A 16,546-nucleotide genomic window follows, 5' to 3' on the forward strand; every position below is an offset into this window, starting at 1 on the left:
CCCGAATTCGACCTGTCATGAATTTGAGGTGAGAGAATGACCTACTTCCGCCTTTTATCTAAGGAATGAGCAATCCGAGCAGGTTCTCGCGGGCCGGTATTATTGACGGATATCGTTGATCTTTCGATCTGCCATGACAGCCGCTGATGTCCGATTATCGACACCCATCTTCTGAAAAACCTGCTCAAGATGCTTGTTCACAGTTCTCGCGCTCAGCGACAAAATGGTGCTGATGTCCCGATTTGTTTTCCCGAGCGTTAACCAGTAGAGCACTTCGCTCTCCCGTTGGGTCAGGTTGAACGCCTGCTGCAGGGTTTCCTCGTTGCTCGCCCCCTGTTGCGAGACGGCTTTGACCAGTATTTCCTGCGCGATCGAGACGCCGATATAGAGAAAATCGACATCACCACCGCTGAAAGGATCGCAGGCCGAAACCGGCTGACCTGCGCAGGACAAAAGCCATGCCTTGAACGCAGGGTCCCGCAGATCAAGAGGGCCGCCGTTTATGACAACCATCCCCATCTCTGAGCCCCATGCGAAATTTCCGGCACCGTCAAATGCCAGCACCGCGCGGTCAAAGGCGTCTATCGCCTGCCGCGCGCTCTTCAGGAGTTTTGAATTCACCACATGCGTAGTCAGGCGGGCCAGCATCTCGTCGATCTCGACGGGTTTCGTGATGTAATCCACACCACCCGCTTTCAGCCCTTTGACCACATTCTCCTGCTCCTTGAGGCCGGTCATGAAGATGATGGGGGCCAGCGTCGGGTTGGGGCCGGATTTAAGCAGTCGGCAGGTCTCGAACCCGTCAAGATCAGGCATCACCGCGTCCATCAGGATCACATCCGGTTGCACGCGGTTGGTAAGGTTGATCGCCGCACGGCCATCGCGCGCCACAAGAACCGTCATGCCCTGCGCCTCAAGCGCCGAAGCCACCATGCCAAGGGACTCAGGGTTATCATCAACCACCAGAGCGATGCTTTTGTCGGCGTGTTCAGGCAGGTTCATGGCCAACCTCCAGCAGTCTCACCAGACCTTCCATGTCGTACCGCTCAAGCCGCTCTGCCATCGCGCGGCGCAGATCGGGATCCCCGCGCCCGCGCTTTCAAGCTCTTGCAGCATGCTGCGGAAACCGCTGGCATGGCCGATCTTTGCCGTATCGATCAGACGCGCCCTTTCATCCGGGGTCAGTGCGCGCACTGCAGTGCCGGTGTCCTCCTGCTGCGGGACGAGTTTCACGCGCAGCAGTTCGGCGATTTGCACCAGAAGGTCATCAAGATTGAACGGCTTTGCAAAGAACGCGTCGTGAATGCCAAGCTCGTTGCGGTGCAGCCCTTCTTCATGGGCATGGCCCGAAATCATGACAATCGGCGTCGTCGGATAGCCCCCGTCGCGCAGCGCACGGGCAAAGTGCCACCCGTCCCGCCCAGGCATGTCGATGTCCAGCAGGATAATGTCCGGGCGCGCATCGACAAGAATGGCCTCTGCCATGTCGACGGAATGGGCGACAACTACGATCAGGCCGCTCTTGCTGAGAAAGCTCTCAGCCAATGCGAGGTGGTTGAGATCGTCGTCAACCACCAGCACAGTCTTGCGAGGCCCCTCATAACCGAGCACGGGCAGGGGCACGCCTTGCGCATCAAGGCTTTGCGGATCAAAGGCGCTTGGGGTGACAGAGGGCAGCATCAGGCGGATGGAAAAGGTGCTGCCTACGCCGGGCGTGCTTTCCACCTCGATCTCGCCCCCCAGAATTTCGACAAGCAGTCTGGTAATCGTAAGCCCAAGGCCAGAGCCCTGTTGATCGCGCCTCTCGCCCCGTTCAAAGGGCCGCCATATCCGGTCAAGGTGTTCGGGCGCGATGCCGATGCCGGTATCAGTCACGCGGATGATCGCGGTCTCGCTGCGGTAGGTAAAGCTCAGCGTGACCGATCCGGCATCGGTATAGCGCAACGCATTGGACAGCACGTTGATCAGGATTTGGCGTAGACGCTTTTCATCCGACCGCACGAAGCTGGGCAAACGGCCCTTGGTTTCGACGTTGAAATCAATGCCCTTGCGGCGCGCGTCTTCGCGAAAGATCGACACGATCTGGCCCAGCAGAACGCGCAGGTTGATCTGATCGCGCATGATCTCGATGCGCCCGGCCTCGATCCGCGCGATATCAAGAAGACCGTCGATCAGCCCGGCCAGATGTTCGCTGGAGCGCCGGATGCTGGTCAGTGAAGGGCGCCATTGTTCAAGGTCCTGTTCCTTTTCCAGAAGTTGCGCAAAGCCGTAGATCGCATTCAGGGGTGTGCGCAGTTCATGGCTGAGGCCGGACATGTAGCGGGTCTTGGCAAGGTTCGCAGCCTCCGCCTTGTTTTTGGCCTCCTGCAGCGCCAGGTCGGTGCGCTCGTGGGCGCGGATTTCCTTGCGCAGGCGTTCGGTCTGACGTTCGGCTTCGGCAACCGCAGAACGGTGGCTTTCCCCGATCAGCAGGTACATCCAAACCGTGATGCCGATCACGATCATCATCGCGCCAAAGATCACCCAAAGGATCCCGTCGAAGTTTGCCGCCCCCGAAAATGCCCGGATCGCCAGCAGGAGTGAGCCGAAGACCAGCGACATGATGGCTGTCACGCCGACAAATTTCGCCAGCCGTGTCATCATCGCTTTCGCGATGTGGCCGGGAAAGACGCTGAATATCCAGCGCCGTGCCATGTGATCGACGGTGCCGTGGGGCTTGCAGGTGTCGTGGCAAGCGGTCTCGAGCGTGCAGCAGAGCGAACAGACGGGTGCGCCATGAAACGGGCAGGCAACCATGTCTTCGGCGTCAAACCGGTATTCGCAGACGCCGCAGCTGTGCATGTGCTGCGGCAGGTCATCAGGCTGGCGCGCCAGATAATAGGCACCGCTGGTTGCCCATGCGATGACCGGTGCCAGCACAAAGGACGACACCAGGGCCACGCAGGCCGAGAAAGCCTGCATCAGCTCTCCGAAAAGCCCCGCATAAGAGGCAAAGGCCAGCATGCAGGCAAGGCCCATCGCCCCGATCCCAACTGGGTTGACGTCATAAAGATACGCGCGGCGAAATTCGATCCCCTTGGGGCTGAGGCCGAGTGACTTGTTCACGACCAAATCTGCCACCAGCGCTCCGATCCACGCCACCGCCACGTGGGAGTAGACGCCCAGCACATGCTCCAGCCCGGTAAACACGCCCAGTTCCATCAGCATCAGCGCAATGCCCACATTGAACACCAGCCAGACCACCCGTCCGGGATGCGATTGCGTCAGACGCGAAAAGAAGTTCGACCATGCGATGGAGCCTGCATAGGCGTTGGTCACATTGATCTTCATCTGCGACAGCACGACAAAGATACCCGTGATCGCCAGAACAAGTGCGGGGGATTCAAGGATCTGGCCGAACGCAACATAGTAAAGCTGCGTCGGGTCCGTGGCTGCATCACGGGGGATGCCTTCGCGGACAGCAAGCGTGACAAGATAGGATCCCGCCAGCATCTTCAGCACGCCCAGCACCGACCAGCCGGGGCCCGCCGCAATCACTGACAGCCACCATTTGCGCCGGTCGGCTTCGGTCTTGGGTTCGGGCAGGAAGCGCAGGAAATCCACCTGTTCGCCGATTTGCGCCACCAGCGAAAAGACCACCCCGGTCGCCGCCCCGAACATCAAGAGCCGCGCGGCGTCGGGTGCCTCTGCCGAGCCACTGAAGGAGGTCCAAGCGTCAATGTCATAGCCCACAAAGGCCAGAAAAACGAAAGGCAGCACGTGCAGCAGCACCCAGAACGGTTGGGTGACGGTCTGAAAACTGGAGATCCTGGAAAAGCCGTTGATCACCAGCGGGATCACGACAAGCGAGCTGACAAGATACCCCAGAAACAGAGGGACCCCGAGGCAGAATTCCAGCGCGAGGGCAAGGATCGCCGCCTCAAGCGCAAAGAAGATAAAGGTAAAGGAGGCATAGATCAGCGAGGTGATCGTCGAGCCGAGATAGCCAAAACCGGCACCGCGCGTCATCAGGTCAATATCAAGGCCATAGCGTGCTGCGTAGTAGGATATTGGAAAGCCCGTCAGAAACAGGATCGCACCCACCCCCATGATCGCTACAACCGCGATGTCGAAACCGTAGGTCAGTGTGAGGACCGCGCCGATTGCCTCAAGCGCCAGAAAGGAGATTGAGCCGATGGCGGTATTCGCGACCCGCCGATAGCTCCAGCGGCGCGCACGGCGCGCGGTAAAGCGCAGGGCGAAGTCTTCCATGGTTTCATCGGCCACCCAACGGTTGTAGGTCCGCTTCTCTCGGGTGGCCCCCAGTGCAACAGTCATCGTTCACCTCATCAGCGCGTGATGAACAAACGCCCCAGCCGCGTGCTTGGCGCGGCCCGGCCTCCCTGTGTCCGTTCTTCAACCTTGCAAAATACTAATGCGCAAAACGCGCAGCGGTATACGTCATTTGACGTATACTGCACCGCAGCATTCGCCGTGATCCTGAGTTGGAGCCGGGCGAGGTGGAATCGCCTGATTGTTCAGCACAATGACAAGGAGGCGATATGTCTAAGAACGATCCAACCAAGTTAAATGGTGGCATGAGCCGCCGCGCGATGCTGGCGGGCAGTGCTGCCCTGACGGCATCGCTGTTTGCGCCCAAGGGACTGCGGGCGGCGGATTTCCCAACGGCCGAAGTCAACACCACCGGCCTGGCGGTGACAGATGACACCGTGACCATCGGCATCCTTCACTCAATCACCGGCACTATGGCCATTTCCGAAACCGGGTCGGTACAGGCCGAAAAATTGGCGATTGATCAGATCAACGCCCAGGGCGGTATTCTGGGCCGCAAGATCGAATACATTCAGGAAGACGGCGCATCCGACTGGCCGACCTTCGCGGAAAAGGCGCGCAAACTGTTGGTTAACGACAAGGTGGCCAGTGTTATGGGCTGCTGGACATCCGCCAGCCGCAAGGCGGTTCTGCCGGTCTTTGAACAGCACAACGGCTTCCTCTACTACCCCACCTTCTATGAAGGCCTCGAAGAAAGCCCGAACGTGATTTACACCGGTCAGGAAGCCACGCAACAGATCATCGCGGGTCTCGACTGGGTCAACCAGACCAAGGGTGCCAAGAGCTTCTATCTGCTCGGTTCTGACTACATTTGGCCGCGCACCTCCAACAAGATCGCGCGCAAGCACATCGAGAACTTCATGGAAGGCTGCAAGGTCGTGGGCGAGGAATACTACCCGCTCGGCCACACGCAGTTCAACTCGGTCATCAACAAGATCCGCCTGCGCAAGCCCGACGTGATCTATGCCATCGTCGTGGGTGGCTCAAACGTGGCGTTCTACAAGCAGCTGACCGCGGCGGGCATCGACCCGGCAGCGGAAAAGCCCATCGTTCTGACCATCTCGGTGACCGAGGACGAGATCCGCGGCATCGGCGGCGAAAACATCGCGGGCTCTTATGCCTGCATGAAGTACTTCCAGTCGCTGGAGAACGAAAACAACATCGCCTTTGTAAAGGCATTCAAGGAAATGTGGGGCGACGACATCGTCGTGGGCGACGTCACCCAGGCGGCCTATCTCGGCCCATGGCTGTGGAAAGCAGCGGTTGAGAAGGCGGGCAGCTTTGACGTGGACAAGGTCCGTGAGGCCAGCCCGGGCATTGAGCTGACGACCGCGCCCGAAGGCTATGTGAAGGTCCACGAAAACCATCACCTGTGGTCCAAGACACGCGTCGGCAAGGCGCAAGCCGACGGCCAGTACGAAGTGGTCTTTGAGACCGCTGAACTGGTTGAGCCTGATCCCTTCCCCGAAGGCTATCAGTAACACGCGCGCGGCCCGGTTTGCTTCCCTCACCGGGCCGCTTCTTTCCCCTGACGACTGAATATCCCTTGATGCCGGAGGTCCTATGTTCGCCGATTATTCCTGGCCCGAGTTGGGCGCCATCTTTGCCATGCAGGGCTTTGCCGGCCTCATCCTGTTTTCCGTCTTTGTGCTGATGGCCCTCGGGCTTGCGATCATCTTTGGCCAGATGGGCGTGATCAACATGGCCCACGGCGAATTCATGATCCTCGGGGCTTACGTCACCTACCTGATGTCGAACCTGTTTTCGGCCTATATTCCGGGGCTTTACAGTATCTATTTCTTTGTCGCGATGATCTTTGCGTTCCTTGCCTCAGGGGCCTTGGGCCTCTTGGTGGAATGGGGGATGATACGCCACCTCTACAAGCGGCCCCTTGATACGCTGCTAGCCACCCGGGGGCTGAGCCTGATCCTGCAACAGCTCTATCGCAGCATCTTCGGCGCGCGCGAGGTGGGGGTGTCGATCCCGGATTGGATGATGGGGTCACTGCCGCTGACCGACCTGATCGAGGTGCCAGTCAATGGTATTTTCGTGATGATCCTCGCGGTCAGTATCTCCGTGGGCGTTTACGTCCTGATGTTCAAATCGAACTGGGGGCGGCAGGTCAGGGCGATCAATCAGAACCGAGTGATGGCCGGGGCGGTCGGCATCAACACCGAATGGACCGACCGGCTGACCTTTGGCATCGGCTGCGGCGTTGCGGGTGTTGCGGGCTCTGCCTTTACCATGATCGGGTCAACCGGGCCGACGGCCGGACAGCTTTACATCGTGGACACCTTCCTTGTGGTGGTCTTTGGTGGTGCTGCGTCCCTGTTGGGCACCATCGCCTCTGCCTTCTCGATCTCTCAGGCGCAATCGATCATGGAGTTCTTCCTCTCCGGCTCGATGGCCAAGGTGCTGACCCTGCTGGTGGTGGTCGGGATCCTGATGATCCGCCCGCAAGGTCTCTTTGCTCTGAAACTGCGCAAGTAAGGAGCCGCACCAATGTCCCTTTCCTCCTTCATGTCCCGCAAAGAGATGATCGGCTTTGCCATCCTTGCTGCGGTGATCTTCCTGCTCCTGCCCGCGGTTCTTGACAGCTTCCGCCTCAACCTCTTTGGCAAATACCTGACCTATGCCTTCGTTGCTATCGGCCTGTCGCTGTGCTGGGGCGCGGGCGGCATCCTCAGCCTTGGCCAGGGCGTGTTCTTTGGCCTTGGCGGCTACTGCATGGCGATGTTTCTCAAGCTTGAGGCGTCAACACCTGAAAACACCTCGATCCAGTCCACGCCGGGCATCCCTGACTTCATGGACTGGAACCAGCTGACGGAATTGCCCGTCTGGTGGCAGCCTTTCTATTCGCTGGCCTTCGCCCTGTTGGCGGTGGTGGTGGTGCCGGTGATCTTTGCCTTCATTATCGGGTTTGCCATGTTCACCCGGCGTGTGGGCGGTGTCTATTTCGCAATCATCACACAGGCCTTCGCCGCCATCCTGACAATCCTAATTATCGGGCAGCAGGGCTACACCGGTGGTGTCAATGGCATCACCGATCTGCGCACCCTTCTGGACTGGGACATTCGCACCGACGAGGCAAAAACGACGCTCTACTTTGTGAATGGTGTGTTGCTCTTTGCCGTTCTATTTGTCGCGCAGTACGTTCGAAAATCCAAGCTGGGCAAACTCCTTATCGCCATGCGCGATCAGGAAGACCGGGTGCGGTTCTCGGGCTACAACGTCGCCAACTTCAAGATCTTTATCTTCTGTCTTGGTGCCGCTTTCGCCGGGATCGGCGGAGCAATGTTTACCCTGCAAGTGGGCTTCATGTCGCCCACACTCGTTGGCATCGTCCCGTCAATCGAGATGGTGATTTTCTGCGCCGTGGGTGGGCGGCTGTCGATTCTCGGCGCGGTTTATGGCGCACTGCTGGTCAACTGGGCCAAGACTTCCTTCTCGGAAGCCTTCCCAGAGTTATGGCTCCTAGGCCTGGGTGGTCTCTTCATCGCTGTGGTCATGTTCTTTCCAAACGGTCTGGCCGGTGTCTGGTCGGAAAAGCTGGAACCATGGTTCACCGCGCAGCTGCGCAAGATGCAAGGGACCGCCCCCAATTCCAAAACCGCGACCGATAGCACCCCTGCGGAATGATCCGGAAAGGCATGTAAGATGAATGCAACAGCCCCCTATATCCTGCAGGTCGAAGGGCTCACCGTGTCCTTTGATGGTTTCAAGGCGGTGAATGACCTCAGCTTTGCGGTGCAGCGCAATGAATGCCGCGTGATTATCGGCCCCAACGGCGCGGGCAAAACAACAGTACTGGACCTCATTTGCGGGCGCACCAAAGCGACAGAAGGCTCGGTTACCTTCGCCGGCAAGGAATTGCTGAACATGCGCGAAGACCAGATTGTGCATGCTGGCGTCGGGCGCAAGTTCCAGACGCCCAGTGTCTATGAGGACCTGACCGTCTCCGAAAACCTCGAACTCAGCTTCCCCAAGGGGCATAGTGTTTTTGGCGCCCTCGCCTTCAAACGGGACAAAGAGGTAAACGGAAGGATCGAGGAAATCGCGGAAACGATCTTTCTTAGCGATCAGCTTGACGAAAAGGCGGCCTATCTTAGCCACGGACAAAAGCAGTGGCTCGAGATCGGCATGCTGCTCATTCAGGACCCCGAGCTTTTGATGCTGGATGAGCCGGTGGCAGGGATGTCTGTCGCCGAGCGCAAGAAGACCGCCGAACTGCTCAACCGGATTATTCAGGACCGCTCAGTCATCGTGATCGAACACGACATGGGCTTCGTCGCGGACATCGCTACGCGGGTCACCGTACTGCATCAGGGCAAGATGCTCAGCGAAGGCTCCATGGAGCGGGTGCAGAACGATCCGAAAGTCATCGAAGTCTATCTGGGCCACTAAGGAGCATCAACATGCTGAACATCTCCGCCTTGAAAGCCTCTTACGGCGAAAGCGAGGTCCTGCATGGGCTGGACCTGAGCGTCAAACCGGGTGAAATCGTCGCCATCATGGGCCGCAACGGCATGGGCAAAACCACGCTGATGAAGACTCTGATGGGGATCATGCAGGAACGATCCGGCAGGATCGCAGTCGGAGAGACCCCGGTGACGGGCCTCAAGTCGCACCAACGCGTAGCCAAGGGCATCGCCTATGTGCCGCAGGGGCGGATGATCTTTTCCGCCATGACCGTCAGGGAAAACGTGGAAACGGGGCTGACCGTGACCGGCAACAAGACAGTGCCGGATGACATCTACGAACTTTTTCCGGTGCTGCTGGAGATGAAGGACCGGCGCGGCGGCAACCTGTCGGGTGGCCAGCAGCAGCAACTGGCCATCGCCCGCGCTCTGGCCTCCAACCCCAAGGTGCTGTTGCTGGATGAGCCGACCGAAGGCATCCAGCCCTCGATCATTCGCGACATGGCCCGCACCCTGCGCCAGATCCGTGACCAGAAAGGGCTTTCCATCATCGTCTCCGAACAGGTGCTCAGCTTTGCGCTGGATGTGGCAGACCGGGTCATGGTTCTGGAGAACGGCACCTTTGTACACGACAGCCCCCGCGAGGGCATCGATGAGGCGAAGGTCTCGAAGTTTCTTTCCGTTTAAGCAACCAACAAGGAGGATACTATGACGGATACCTTGATCTCGGTCGATCTGAACGAGAGCCCGCACACAAACGAGAACGTGCACAACAGGTGGCACCCCGACATCCCGATCAATGTCTGGGTCGAACCCGGGGATGAGTTCAAGATCGAAACCTATGACTGGACCGGCGGCCAGATCAAGAACGATGACGACGCCAGTGATGTGCGCGACGTTGAGCTTGAGCAAGTGCATTACCTGTCAGGTCCGATCGGCGTCAAAGGCGCGGAACCCGGCGATTTGCTGGTCGTGGAGATCCTCGATATCGGGGCCAAGGACGAAAGCCAGTGGGGCTTTAACGGCTTCTTCTCCAAGCAGAATGGCGGCGGTTTCCTTACCGAACATTTCCCCGAGGCGCAGAAATCCATCTGGGACTTCAAAGGCATGTTCACCGAAAGCCGCCATGTGCCCGGCGTCAGATATGCGGGGTTGATCCACCCCGGCCTGATCGGCTGTCTGCCGGACCGCAAGATGCTGGATATGTGGAACACCCGCGAGACGGCGCTTTTCGACACCGACCCCGAGCGCGTGCCACCGCTGGCCGCACTACCCAACACGCAAAGTGCGCACATGGGGGCCATGAAGGGCGAGGAACGCGATAAGGCCGCGACCGAAGCGGCGCGCACCGTGCCGCCGCGCGAACATGGCGGCAACTGCGATATCAAGGACCTCAGCCGCGGCTCGGTCTGCTATTTCCCGGTCTATGTGGACGGCGCGGGCCTTTCGATGGGCGATCTGCACTTCAGCCAAGGCGATGGTGAGATCACGTTCTGCGGCGCCATCGAAATGGCTGGGTGGCTGCAACTCAAGGTCAGCCTGATCAAAGACGGGATGACCAAATACGCCATTCGTAACCCGATTTTCAAACCCTCGCCGATCACGCCCAAATACGATGATTATCTGATCTTTGAAGGTATCAGCGTCGATGAGGACGGCGGGCAGCACTACCTTGATGTGCATGTAGCCTACCGGCAAGCTTGCCTGAACGCGATCGAGTACCTCAAGAAATTCGGCTACTCGGGCGCGCAGGCCTACGCGATCCTCGGCACCGCACCGGTGCAGGGTCACATCTCCGGCGTGGTGGATATTCCAAACGCCTGCGCAACGCTCTGGCTGCCCAATGACATTTTCCAGTGGGATATGATGCCAAATGCCGATGGTCCGACGACGTATCTGGATGGATCGGTTGACATCCCGCTTGCTCCTGATCTCTGAGCCAGAACCAGCGGCCACCAATGACTGGTGGCCGCCCCTCAACATGCAAAGGCCTTCCCATGCCCGTTTATGAATACCTCTGCGATGATTGCGGCGTCTTTGAAGAGATGATGCCGATGAGCCGCTTTTCTGAGCCCTGCACCTGTCCCGATTGCGGCACCAGCGCGCCCCGCGTGATGTTCAGCGTTCCAGCCTTGTCCGCCGTCTCCAGTGCCACGCGGCGGGCTCACGAAACCAACGAACGCGCGGCCGACAGCCCCAAGCGCACCAACACCCACGGGCCGGGTTGCGGCTGTTGCAGCGGTGGTTCGAAGAAATCCAGCAAGACATTGTACCGCCCAGATGGATCAAAAAGCTTTCCGACGAAAAGGCCCTGGATGATCTCTCACTGAGAAAGAGGTGTATGAGGCGTCCTCCCTCGTCAGTGCTCTTTGAGACAAAAGTCATTCTCCTTACCAGCAGTGACCAAGCTATTGGCTGAACAGAATGTCGGCTTCGGCTAAGCGCATTGACGAATGCCGCGACGTAGCAAGCTTCTGCACTTTTTTTGCTGTTTTTCGCGGCTGTCGCAAAGCTTTCATTGCAGCCGTTCGTTTTGAAAGGGGCAACGGCAGTGCTGTCCGCACTGGGTGAGTTCGACTAACGTCGAATTTCGCTCGCGCAGCGAATGTCAGGTTCGACGGGCCGCGCCGCAGCGTCGCAGGTGATGGCTGGATGTCTCCTTTTGGGCCGTTCGTGTGGACACGGTCTTGGCAGTTCGCCGCGAATGCTGCGACTGACCTAATGGCAGCAAAGAGCCCATTCTCACCGATGCTGCTCCGTACGTGAATGTCTGCAATTGATGGTCAATCAAGTCACTTCGGTCTAGCGTCCAGCTATGGCCAGCAGTTCTGACATTCATCGACCCGACAACGTGCCTTTGGGTGTGGCTACGATTGTTGGAACGGTGCTTGCGTTGTCACTGGGTGACGCCCTGATCAAGTCTCTTGGTGGGGACGGAGGTATGGGGCTGTGGCAGCTGTTCGCTGTTCGGTCAGCGCTTACTTTTCCGGTTCTTCTTGTCGGTGCGCTCGTTTTTCTTAACAGGACGCGCCTCGCCCCACAGTCGGTCGGGTGGATTGCAATTCGATCTCTTCTACTGACCGCCATGTGGATCGCCTATTATCTTGCATTGCCGCTTCTTCCGTTGGCTGTTGCGGCGGCGGCCTACTACACTTTACCACTTTTCATTGTAGCCTTTGCCGCGCTGTTTGGGGGCGAAACTGTCGGGCGGTCTCAATGGGTGGGCGTTGTACTTGGCTTTGTTGGGATACTGCTGGTCTTGCGCCCCGGTAGTGAAGCTTTTGTCTGGGCCGCATTGCTTCCGATCTTTTCGGCCATTCTCTATGCCTTGGCGATGATTTTGACCCGCACCAAGTGCCGCAATGAACATCCGGCCACGCTTGCATTGGGATTGAATGCAACCTTTGTCGTTGTTGGCGTCACGGGGTTGCTGCTTGGCTGGAGGTTTTCCCTTGAAACGTCTGCGTTCCTGTCACCCGATTGGACGGTTATGGGACTGGACGAATGGCTAACCACAGCCATTCTTGCCAGTCTCATTCTAGTAGCCTCTGTTGGAACTGCTGTTGCCTATCAGGCGGCACCCGCTTCGACTGTTGGGACATTCGATTTTGCCTATGTTGGGTTTGCTCTAGTCTGGGGTGCATTGTTCTTTTCCGAAAGGCCCGACAACGTAGCACTGGCTGGCATCGCTCTCATCGTTGTTGCAGGCGTGATGGCTGTCCGTCGAGCTTGATTCTGGGACCGCAAGCGGACACTCGAATTGATAGAGGGAATGGCTGCAAAGTCCCGCACAACGGACATCCTGAAAGATTTAGATTGAGCGCTCTCAGCGAATGGCTGCAATGCGGGCTGCGACCGCGGCATTTTGGCCAGCCGCCAGATTTCTCCTTTGGACCGAAGGCTCCACTGCCCGTAACTTGCAGCCACAGAAGTTAGAAAATCTAACCTCTAATTGCCCCAGAAATGTGTGCGGCCAGGGAGAGGGGGTGATATCATATACAAAGGCGCCCCTTGGGGGAAATGACCGGGGGGAGGGGTCCAACAGAAAAGTTGGGGTGCCCCCTAAGACATTCTAGGGGCGCGCCAAGGCGCTGGGGCGCGCGCAGGCGGGCCGGGCCGGCGCAACCACCCCAGACAGCGCAGAGCGGGCCACTGAGGCGCATCACGGCCACCCCGCACCCCCGGCCATCCCCAAGCCTGCCTTGCCATCCTCAGACTATCTAATCCGCACCGCATCCTAAGCCCCTGATGCCGTTGAACTTGAAGCTATCCAACAATCTGGGAATCTAATAAAATATTGTAATTAATATATTTTAATTACTCTATCCCCTGTATCGGTTAAGGTGGTGGCATCATCCAAACAGGAGAGGAAATGATGACCATCAGACCCAAACCGACGCCCATGCAGCGATCAACACCCCAGAGCACTACGCCCGCCTTACCGCGCTTAATGGCGCCGCTGATGTGCATAACCACCTGACCGGGATTGCAGCGTCCATGCGCTTTATCATCGCTGAGATGGACGGGGCGGAAGCTGATGCCATATGCGGCCACGCCCTGAGAGCTGAGGCCGCAGCCTATCGGGTTCAGGGGGTGATAGAGAATCTGGAGCACAGCCGGGTGTAAGCCCCCTCGCAGGTTATCTGACTGCCCCTGCCAATGCGGTTGGGGCTTTCTCGCTCTGGGGTGCATCTGGTATGATCCAGGGCAGGAGAACACCGTATGCCACGCAAACCCGTCAAAGAACGCAAAGCCCGCAAGGTCCGCAACAACCGCGACTATGAGGCCCGCCGGGAAGCCACAGGCATGACCCGGCTGACAATCTGGGTACCTGAGTCCGAACGCCAGACCTTTGTAAACGCCGCCAAGACATACGAGCGGCTGCACATGGAAAAGCAGGAGCGGTTGAACCCCGCCACTTGAGCGCCCAAGATTCTGGCAGGGGCGGCGCATCGCCACTACGGCAGTCCACAGGCATAGCACCCACCAGCGACAGACCTCAGCACGGCCACGGACGCCGCTCCACCCCAAAGCCCCTGTCGATCTGGCGGGGGTTTTTGGTTTGGCGGGGGGATTGCCTTCTAAGTCGGAACCAAAGGTCGACATATTGGTCGACGATCTACAGTGCGGTTTGTCTAAGAAATTGTAATTAAATATTTTCTAATGATTTTATGGTGCCCCCACACGGACTCGAACCGCGGACCTACTGATTACAAATCAGTTGCTCTACCAGCTGAGCTATAGGGGCCAACGTCATCACAGACGCGGGTCAGACGCGTTGCCACCTCTGACGTGCCGCGTTCTTTAGTAGATGATTTATGTGGATGCAAGCATTGTCACGTCCAAAATCTGAGGATTTTTTGCCAAATGTAAACGCGCCCGAATTGGGGCCGTGATCAGGTTTTACAGATGGGCTGAAAATCGTTATCTACAGGGCTAAGCAAGTGGATAAGAGCAGGACAATATGCAACTTGCATTGCAAACAGGTGCACATTTCACAGAACAAGAACGGCTGATCAAATCGGTGCTGCGCAACGTGGACATGCTGCGCGCGCGTGGCGTCGCCGTGCCCGGGCCCAACAGCTATCGCGGCACACTGCGGGATACGTTGAACGCGATGGGCAAGGCACCTGCGGGACCAGACGCACGTGATGTGTTGCTGGATGTGATCCTGGATGGGGCCAGCGCGGACCGTGTGATCCTGTCAGATGCAAATTTCTTTCGCACCGCAGGTACGGCGATCCAGTACGGTGTGCTTTACCCGGCGGCGGCTGACAGGATGGCGTCGATGGCGCAGCTCTTTCCGGATGATGAGCTTGAGATTTTCTTGGGCATCCGCAACCCGGCTACTTTGATCCCCTTGCTATTTGCAAATGCGACCAGGCAGGATGAGGATTATTTTTGGGACGACAAGACACCGCATGACATCCGGTGGTCAGATACTGTTGCCCGGATCCGTGAGGCCGTGCCGCATATTCCTATCACGGTCTGGTGTGCGGAAGATTTGCCTTTGCTGTGGTCGCAAGTCTTGCGTGAAATTGCGGGGCTGGACCCGCAAGAGAAGGTCAAAGGCGGGTTTGATCTTCTGTCCTCCATCATGAGCAAAGAGGGGATGGAGCGGCTGCGCAGCTACCTGCACAGCCACCCCGAGATGTCAGAGATCCAAAAGCGGCGGGTGATCGGTGCCTTCCTGGACAAATTCGCGCTGGAGGACGAAATCGAAGAAGAGCTCGACATGCCCGGCTGGACCGAAGAGTTGATGGATGAGCTTACGGATCTTTATGACGATGACGTAAGTGTCATCGAGCGGATGCCGGGTGTCACCCTCATCGCCCCTTAGGCGATCTTGCCCGCGATTTCGGTGATCACATCATAGGCCATATCGACGTCTTCTTTGGTGGCGCTGAAGGCACCGGCTTGAAAACGAATGACAAATTGCCCATCAATCCGGGTTTGGGTCAGGTAGATCCTGCCGTCGCTGTTGATTGCCTCAATCAGGCGCTGGTTTAGCGCATCTGGGTCTTGCACCCCAGCAGGCGCATAGCGAAACGAAAAGAGCGACAGCATGCGGGCCGTCGTGATCTCAAACCCGTCCGTCTCGGCGATGCGCGCGGCAAGGTTTTCGGCCCAGGTAACGTGGTTGCGGATCATCTCGCGCAGGCCTTCCAACCCATGTGCGCGCAACAGAAACCACAGTTTGAGCGCGCGAAACCGGCGGCCCAAGGGTACGGACCACTCCGAATAGTTGATAATGCCATCCGCGCCATGGGTCTTGAGGTATTCAGGCTGAATGGCCAGCGTTTTGACCAAGCTGCTGGGGTCTTTGACAAAATGCGTCGTGCAATCAAATTGCGCGCCCAGCCATTTATGGGGGTTCAGAACGATGCTGTCGGCGCGTTCCACGCCGTGCCACATCGGCCAGTATTCGGAGCAAATCATCGCCGCTCCGGCCCAGGCGGCGTCGACATGGACATACAGGTTTTCGGCTTCGGCCACGTCCATCACGGCGCTGACATCATCCGTCGCCCCGGCGCTGGTGCCGCCCACGCAGGCGATAATGCCCGCAGGTTGATACCCCGCCGCACGGTCTGCAGCGATGGCATCCCTGAGCGCGTCAATCTGCATCGCCCGCGACGGGCCGGAGGAGGGGATGCGCACCAGATTTTCCTCACCCACGCCGGCAATCCAAATGGCTCTGTCGATAGAGGTATGCACCTCAGCGCTGGCATAGATCCGCAGCCTTGGCTGACCGCTCAGCCCTTGGGTGTTGCCTTGCCACGCCAAAGCCCTTTCGCGCATGGTCAACACCGCACACAGCGTGGCCGTGCTGGCGCTGTCCTGGATCACCCCGGCATAGCCCTCTGGCAACCCCACTGCCTTACGCATCCAATCGCAGACGCGGGTCTCAAGCTCGGTCGCCGCAGGCGAGGTTTGCCACAACATGCATTGTGCCGCGATGGTGTTGACATAACTTTCGGCCAAGGCGGAAACTGGGGCCGCATTTGCGGGGAAATAGGCAAAAAAGCGGGGATGCTGCCAATGCGTCATCCCTGGCATGATCTTGGTGTCGATATCACCGATAATGCTGTCGATGGGCTCTGCCGTCTCAGGGGCGCTGGCGGGCAGTTGGGCCAGGATGTCACCCGGTTTGGTCTGGGCGCGCACGGATCTGTTGCGCAGGTCCGCATGGTAATCGGCGGCCCAATCGGCGGCTGCAGCCCCCCGTGCGCGATACTCTTCCCAATCCATGTGATGCTCCCCGTCGGCTCCTGTTACTTAATATGTTAATTAACGGG

13 protein-coding genes and 1 tRNA gene are annotated in these 16,546 nt (G+C 58.3%); 10 read left to right on the forward strand and 4 right to left on the reverse strand.

The window, feature by feature from the left end:
• Positions 1-99: 99 nt before the first annotated feature.
• Together ACZ1HM_RS09350 and ACZ1HM_RS09355 are read right to left on the reverse strand one after the other, a co-directional pair.
• Positions 100-1,002: a response regulator gene (locus ACZ1HM_RS09350; protein WP_472742544.1), complete on the reverse strand. Its 903-nt coding sequence runs from the start codon at positions 1,000-1,002 to the stop codon at positions 100-102.
• A gap of 18 nt (positions 1,003-1,020) precedes the next feature.
• The gene (locus tag ACZ1HM_RS09355; RefSeq protein WP_472742545.1) at positions 1,021-4,317 is read right to left on the reverse strand and encodes a hybrid sensor histidine kinase/response regulator; all 3,297 of its coding nucleotides are present in this window, start codon (positions 4,315-4,317) and stop codon (positions 1,021-1,023) included.
• Positions 4,318-4,541: 224 nt separating this feature from the next.
• On the opposite strand from ACZ1HM_RS09355, the gene urtA reads away from it, so the two are divergent.
• The 9 genes from urtA (at position 4,542) to ACZ1HM_RS09400 (ending at position 13,673) form a co-directional block, all read left to right on the forward strand.
• Positions 4,542-5,813, forward strand: coding sequence for an urea ABC transporter substrate-binding protein (urtA, locus tag ACZ1HM_RS09360; RefSeq protein WP_472742546.1), 1,272 nt, complete (start codon positions 4,542-4,544; stop codon positions 5,811-5,813).
• Positions 5,814-5,895: 82 nt separating this feature from the next.
• On the forward strand, positions 5,896-6,822 hold the full coding sequence (gene urtB / locus ACZ1HM_RS09365; protein ID WP_472742547.1) for an urea ABC transporter permease subunit UrtB: 927 nt from the start codon (positions 5,896-5,898) through the stop codon (positions 6,820-6,822).
• A gap of 12 nt (positions 6,823-6,834) precedes the next feature.
• The gene (urtC, locus tag ACZ1HM_RS09370) at positions 6,835-7,971 is read left to right on the forward strand and encodes an urea ABC transporter permease subunit UrtC (protein ID WP_472742548.1); all 1,137 of its coding nucleotides are present in this window, start codon (positions 6,835-6,837) and stop codon (positions 7,969-7,971) included.
• Positions 7,972-7,989: 18 nt separating this feature from the next.
• Complete coding sequence (gene urtD, locus ACZ1HM_RS09375) at positions 7,990-8,736, forward strand: urea ABC transporter ATP-binding protein UrtD (RefSeq protein WP_472742549.1); 747 nt, start codon at positions 7,990-7,992, stop codon at positions 8,734-8,736.
• 11 nt (positions 8,737-8,747) lie between these two features.
• A complete protein-coding gene (gene urtE, locus ACZ1HM_RS09380) occupies positions 8,748-9,437 on the forward strand; it encodes an urea ABC transporter ATP-binding subunit UrtE (protein WP_472742550.1) in 690 nt (229 codons plus the stop codon).
• A gap of 21 nt (positions 9,438-9,458) precedes the next feature.
• Positions 9,459-10,688 (forward strand): formamidase, encoded by a 1,230-nt coding sequence (gene fmdA / locus ACZ1HM_RS09385; protein WP_472742551.1) that lies wholly within the window; start codon positions 9,459-9,461, stop codon positions 10,686-10,688.
• 59 nt (positions 10,689-10,747) lie between these two features.
• Entirely contained in the window at positions 10,748-11,080 is a 333-nt protein-coding gene (locus tag ACZ1HM_RS09390; RefSeq protein ID WP_472742552.1) for an FmdB family zinc ribbon protein, read from the forward strand.
• Positions 11,081-11,565: 485 nt separating this feature from the next.
• On the forward strand, positions 11,566-12,483 hold the full coding sequence (locus ACZ1HM_RS09395; protein WP_472742553.1) for a DMT family transporter: 918 nt from the start codon (positions 11,566-11,568) through the stop codon (positions 12,481-12,483).
• Between the two features lie 989 nt (positions 12,484-13,472).
• Entirely contained in the window at positions 13,473-13,673 is a 201-nt protein-coding gene (locus ACZ1HM_RS09400; RefSeq protein ID WP_472742554.1) for a hypothetical protein, read from the forward strand.
• Positions 13,674-13,922: 249 nt separating this feature from the next.
• On the opposite strand, the gene ACZ1HM_RS09405 is transcribed toward ACZ1HM_RS09400, so the two are convergent.
• A tRNA-Thr gene (locus ACZ1HM_RS09405) sits at positions 13,923-13,998 on the reverse strand.
• 216 nt (positions 13,999-14,214) lie between these two features.
• Here ACZ1HM_RS09405 and ACZ1HM_RS09410 point away from each other — a divergent pair.
• Positions 14,215-15,090, forward strand: coding sequence for a hypothetical protein (locus ACZ1HM_RS09410; RefSeq protein ID WP_472742555.1), 876 nt, complete (start codon positions 14,215-14,217; stop codon positions 15,088-15,090).
• Here ACZ1HM_RS09410 and ACZ1HM_RS09415 read toward each other — a convergent pair.
• The gene (locus tag ACZ1HM_RS09415) at positions 15,087-16,499 is read right to left on the reverse strand and encodes a pyridoxal phosphate-dependent decarboxylase family protein (protein WP_472742556.1); all 1,413 of its coding nucleotides are present in this window, start codon (positions 16,497-16,499) and stop codon (positions 15,087-15,089) included. The two genes, ACZ1HM_RS09410 and ACZ1HM_RS09415, sit on opposite strands and share 4 nt — an antisense overlap.
• Positions 16,500-16,546: the final 47 nt, after the last annotated feature.

The organism is Sulfitobacter sp. GN1-4 (assembly GCF_055693825.1).

Coding starts and splice junctions, on each gene's coding strand:
- ACZ1HM_RS09350 (WP_472742544.1), bottom strand. CDS start 1,002: ATGAACCTGCCTGAACACGCCGACAAAAGCATCGCTCTGGTGGTTGAT.
- ACZ1HM_RS09355 (WP_472742545.1), bottom strand. CDS start 4,317: ATGACTGTTGCACTGGGGGCCACCCGAGAGAAGCGGACCTACAACCGT.
- urtA (WP_472742546.1), top strand. CDS start 4,542: ATGTCTAAGAACGATCCAACCAAGTTAAATGGTGGCATGAGCCGCCGC.
- urtB (WP_472742547.1), top strand. CDS start 5,896: ATGTTCGCCGATTATTCCTGGCCCGAGTTGGGCGCCATCTTTGCCATG.
- urtC (WP_472742548.1), top strand. CDS start 6,835: ATGTCCCTTTCCTCCTTCATGTCCCGCAAAGAGATGATCGGCTTTGCC.
- urtD (WP_472742549.1), top strand. CDS start 7,990: ATGAATGCAACAGCCCCCTATATCCTGCAGGTCGAAGGGCTCACCGTG.
- urtE (WP_472742550.1), top strand. CDS start 8,748: ATGCTGAACATCTCCGCCTTGAAAGCCTCTTACGGCGAAAGCGAGGTC.
- fmdA (WP_472742551.1), top strand. CDS start 9,459: ATGACGGATACCTTGATCTCGGTCGATCTGAACGAGAGCCCGCACACA.
- ACZ1HM_RS09390 (WP_472742552.1), top strand. CDS start 10,748: ATGCCCGTTTATGAATACCTCTGCGATGATTGCGGCGTCTTTGAAGAG.
- ACZ1HM_RS09395 (WP_472742553.1), top strand. CDS start 11,566: ATGGCCAGCAGTTCTGACATTCATCGACCCGACAACGTGCCTTTGGGT.
- ACZ1HM_RS09400 (WP_472742554.1), top strand. CDS start 13,473: ATGCCACGCAAACCCGTCAAAGAACGCAAAGCCCGCAAGGTCCGCAAC.
- ACZ1HM_RS09410 (WP_472742555.1), top strand. CDS start 14,215: ATGCAACTTGCATTGCAAACAGGTGCACATTTCACAGAACAAGAACGG.
- ACZ1HM_RS09415 (WP_472742556.1), bottom strand. CDS start 16,499: ATGGATTGGGAAGAGTATCGCGCACGGGGGGCTGCAGCCGCCGATTGG.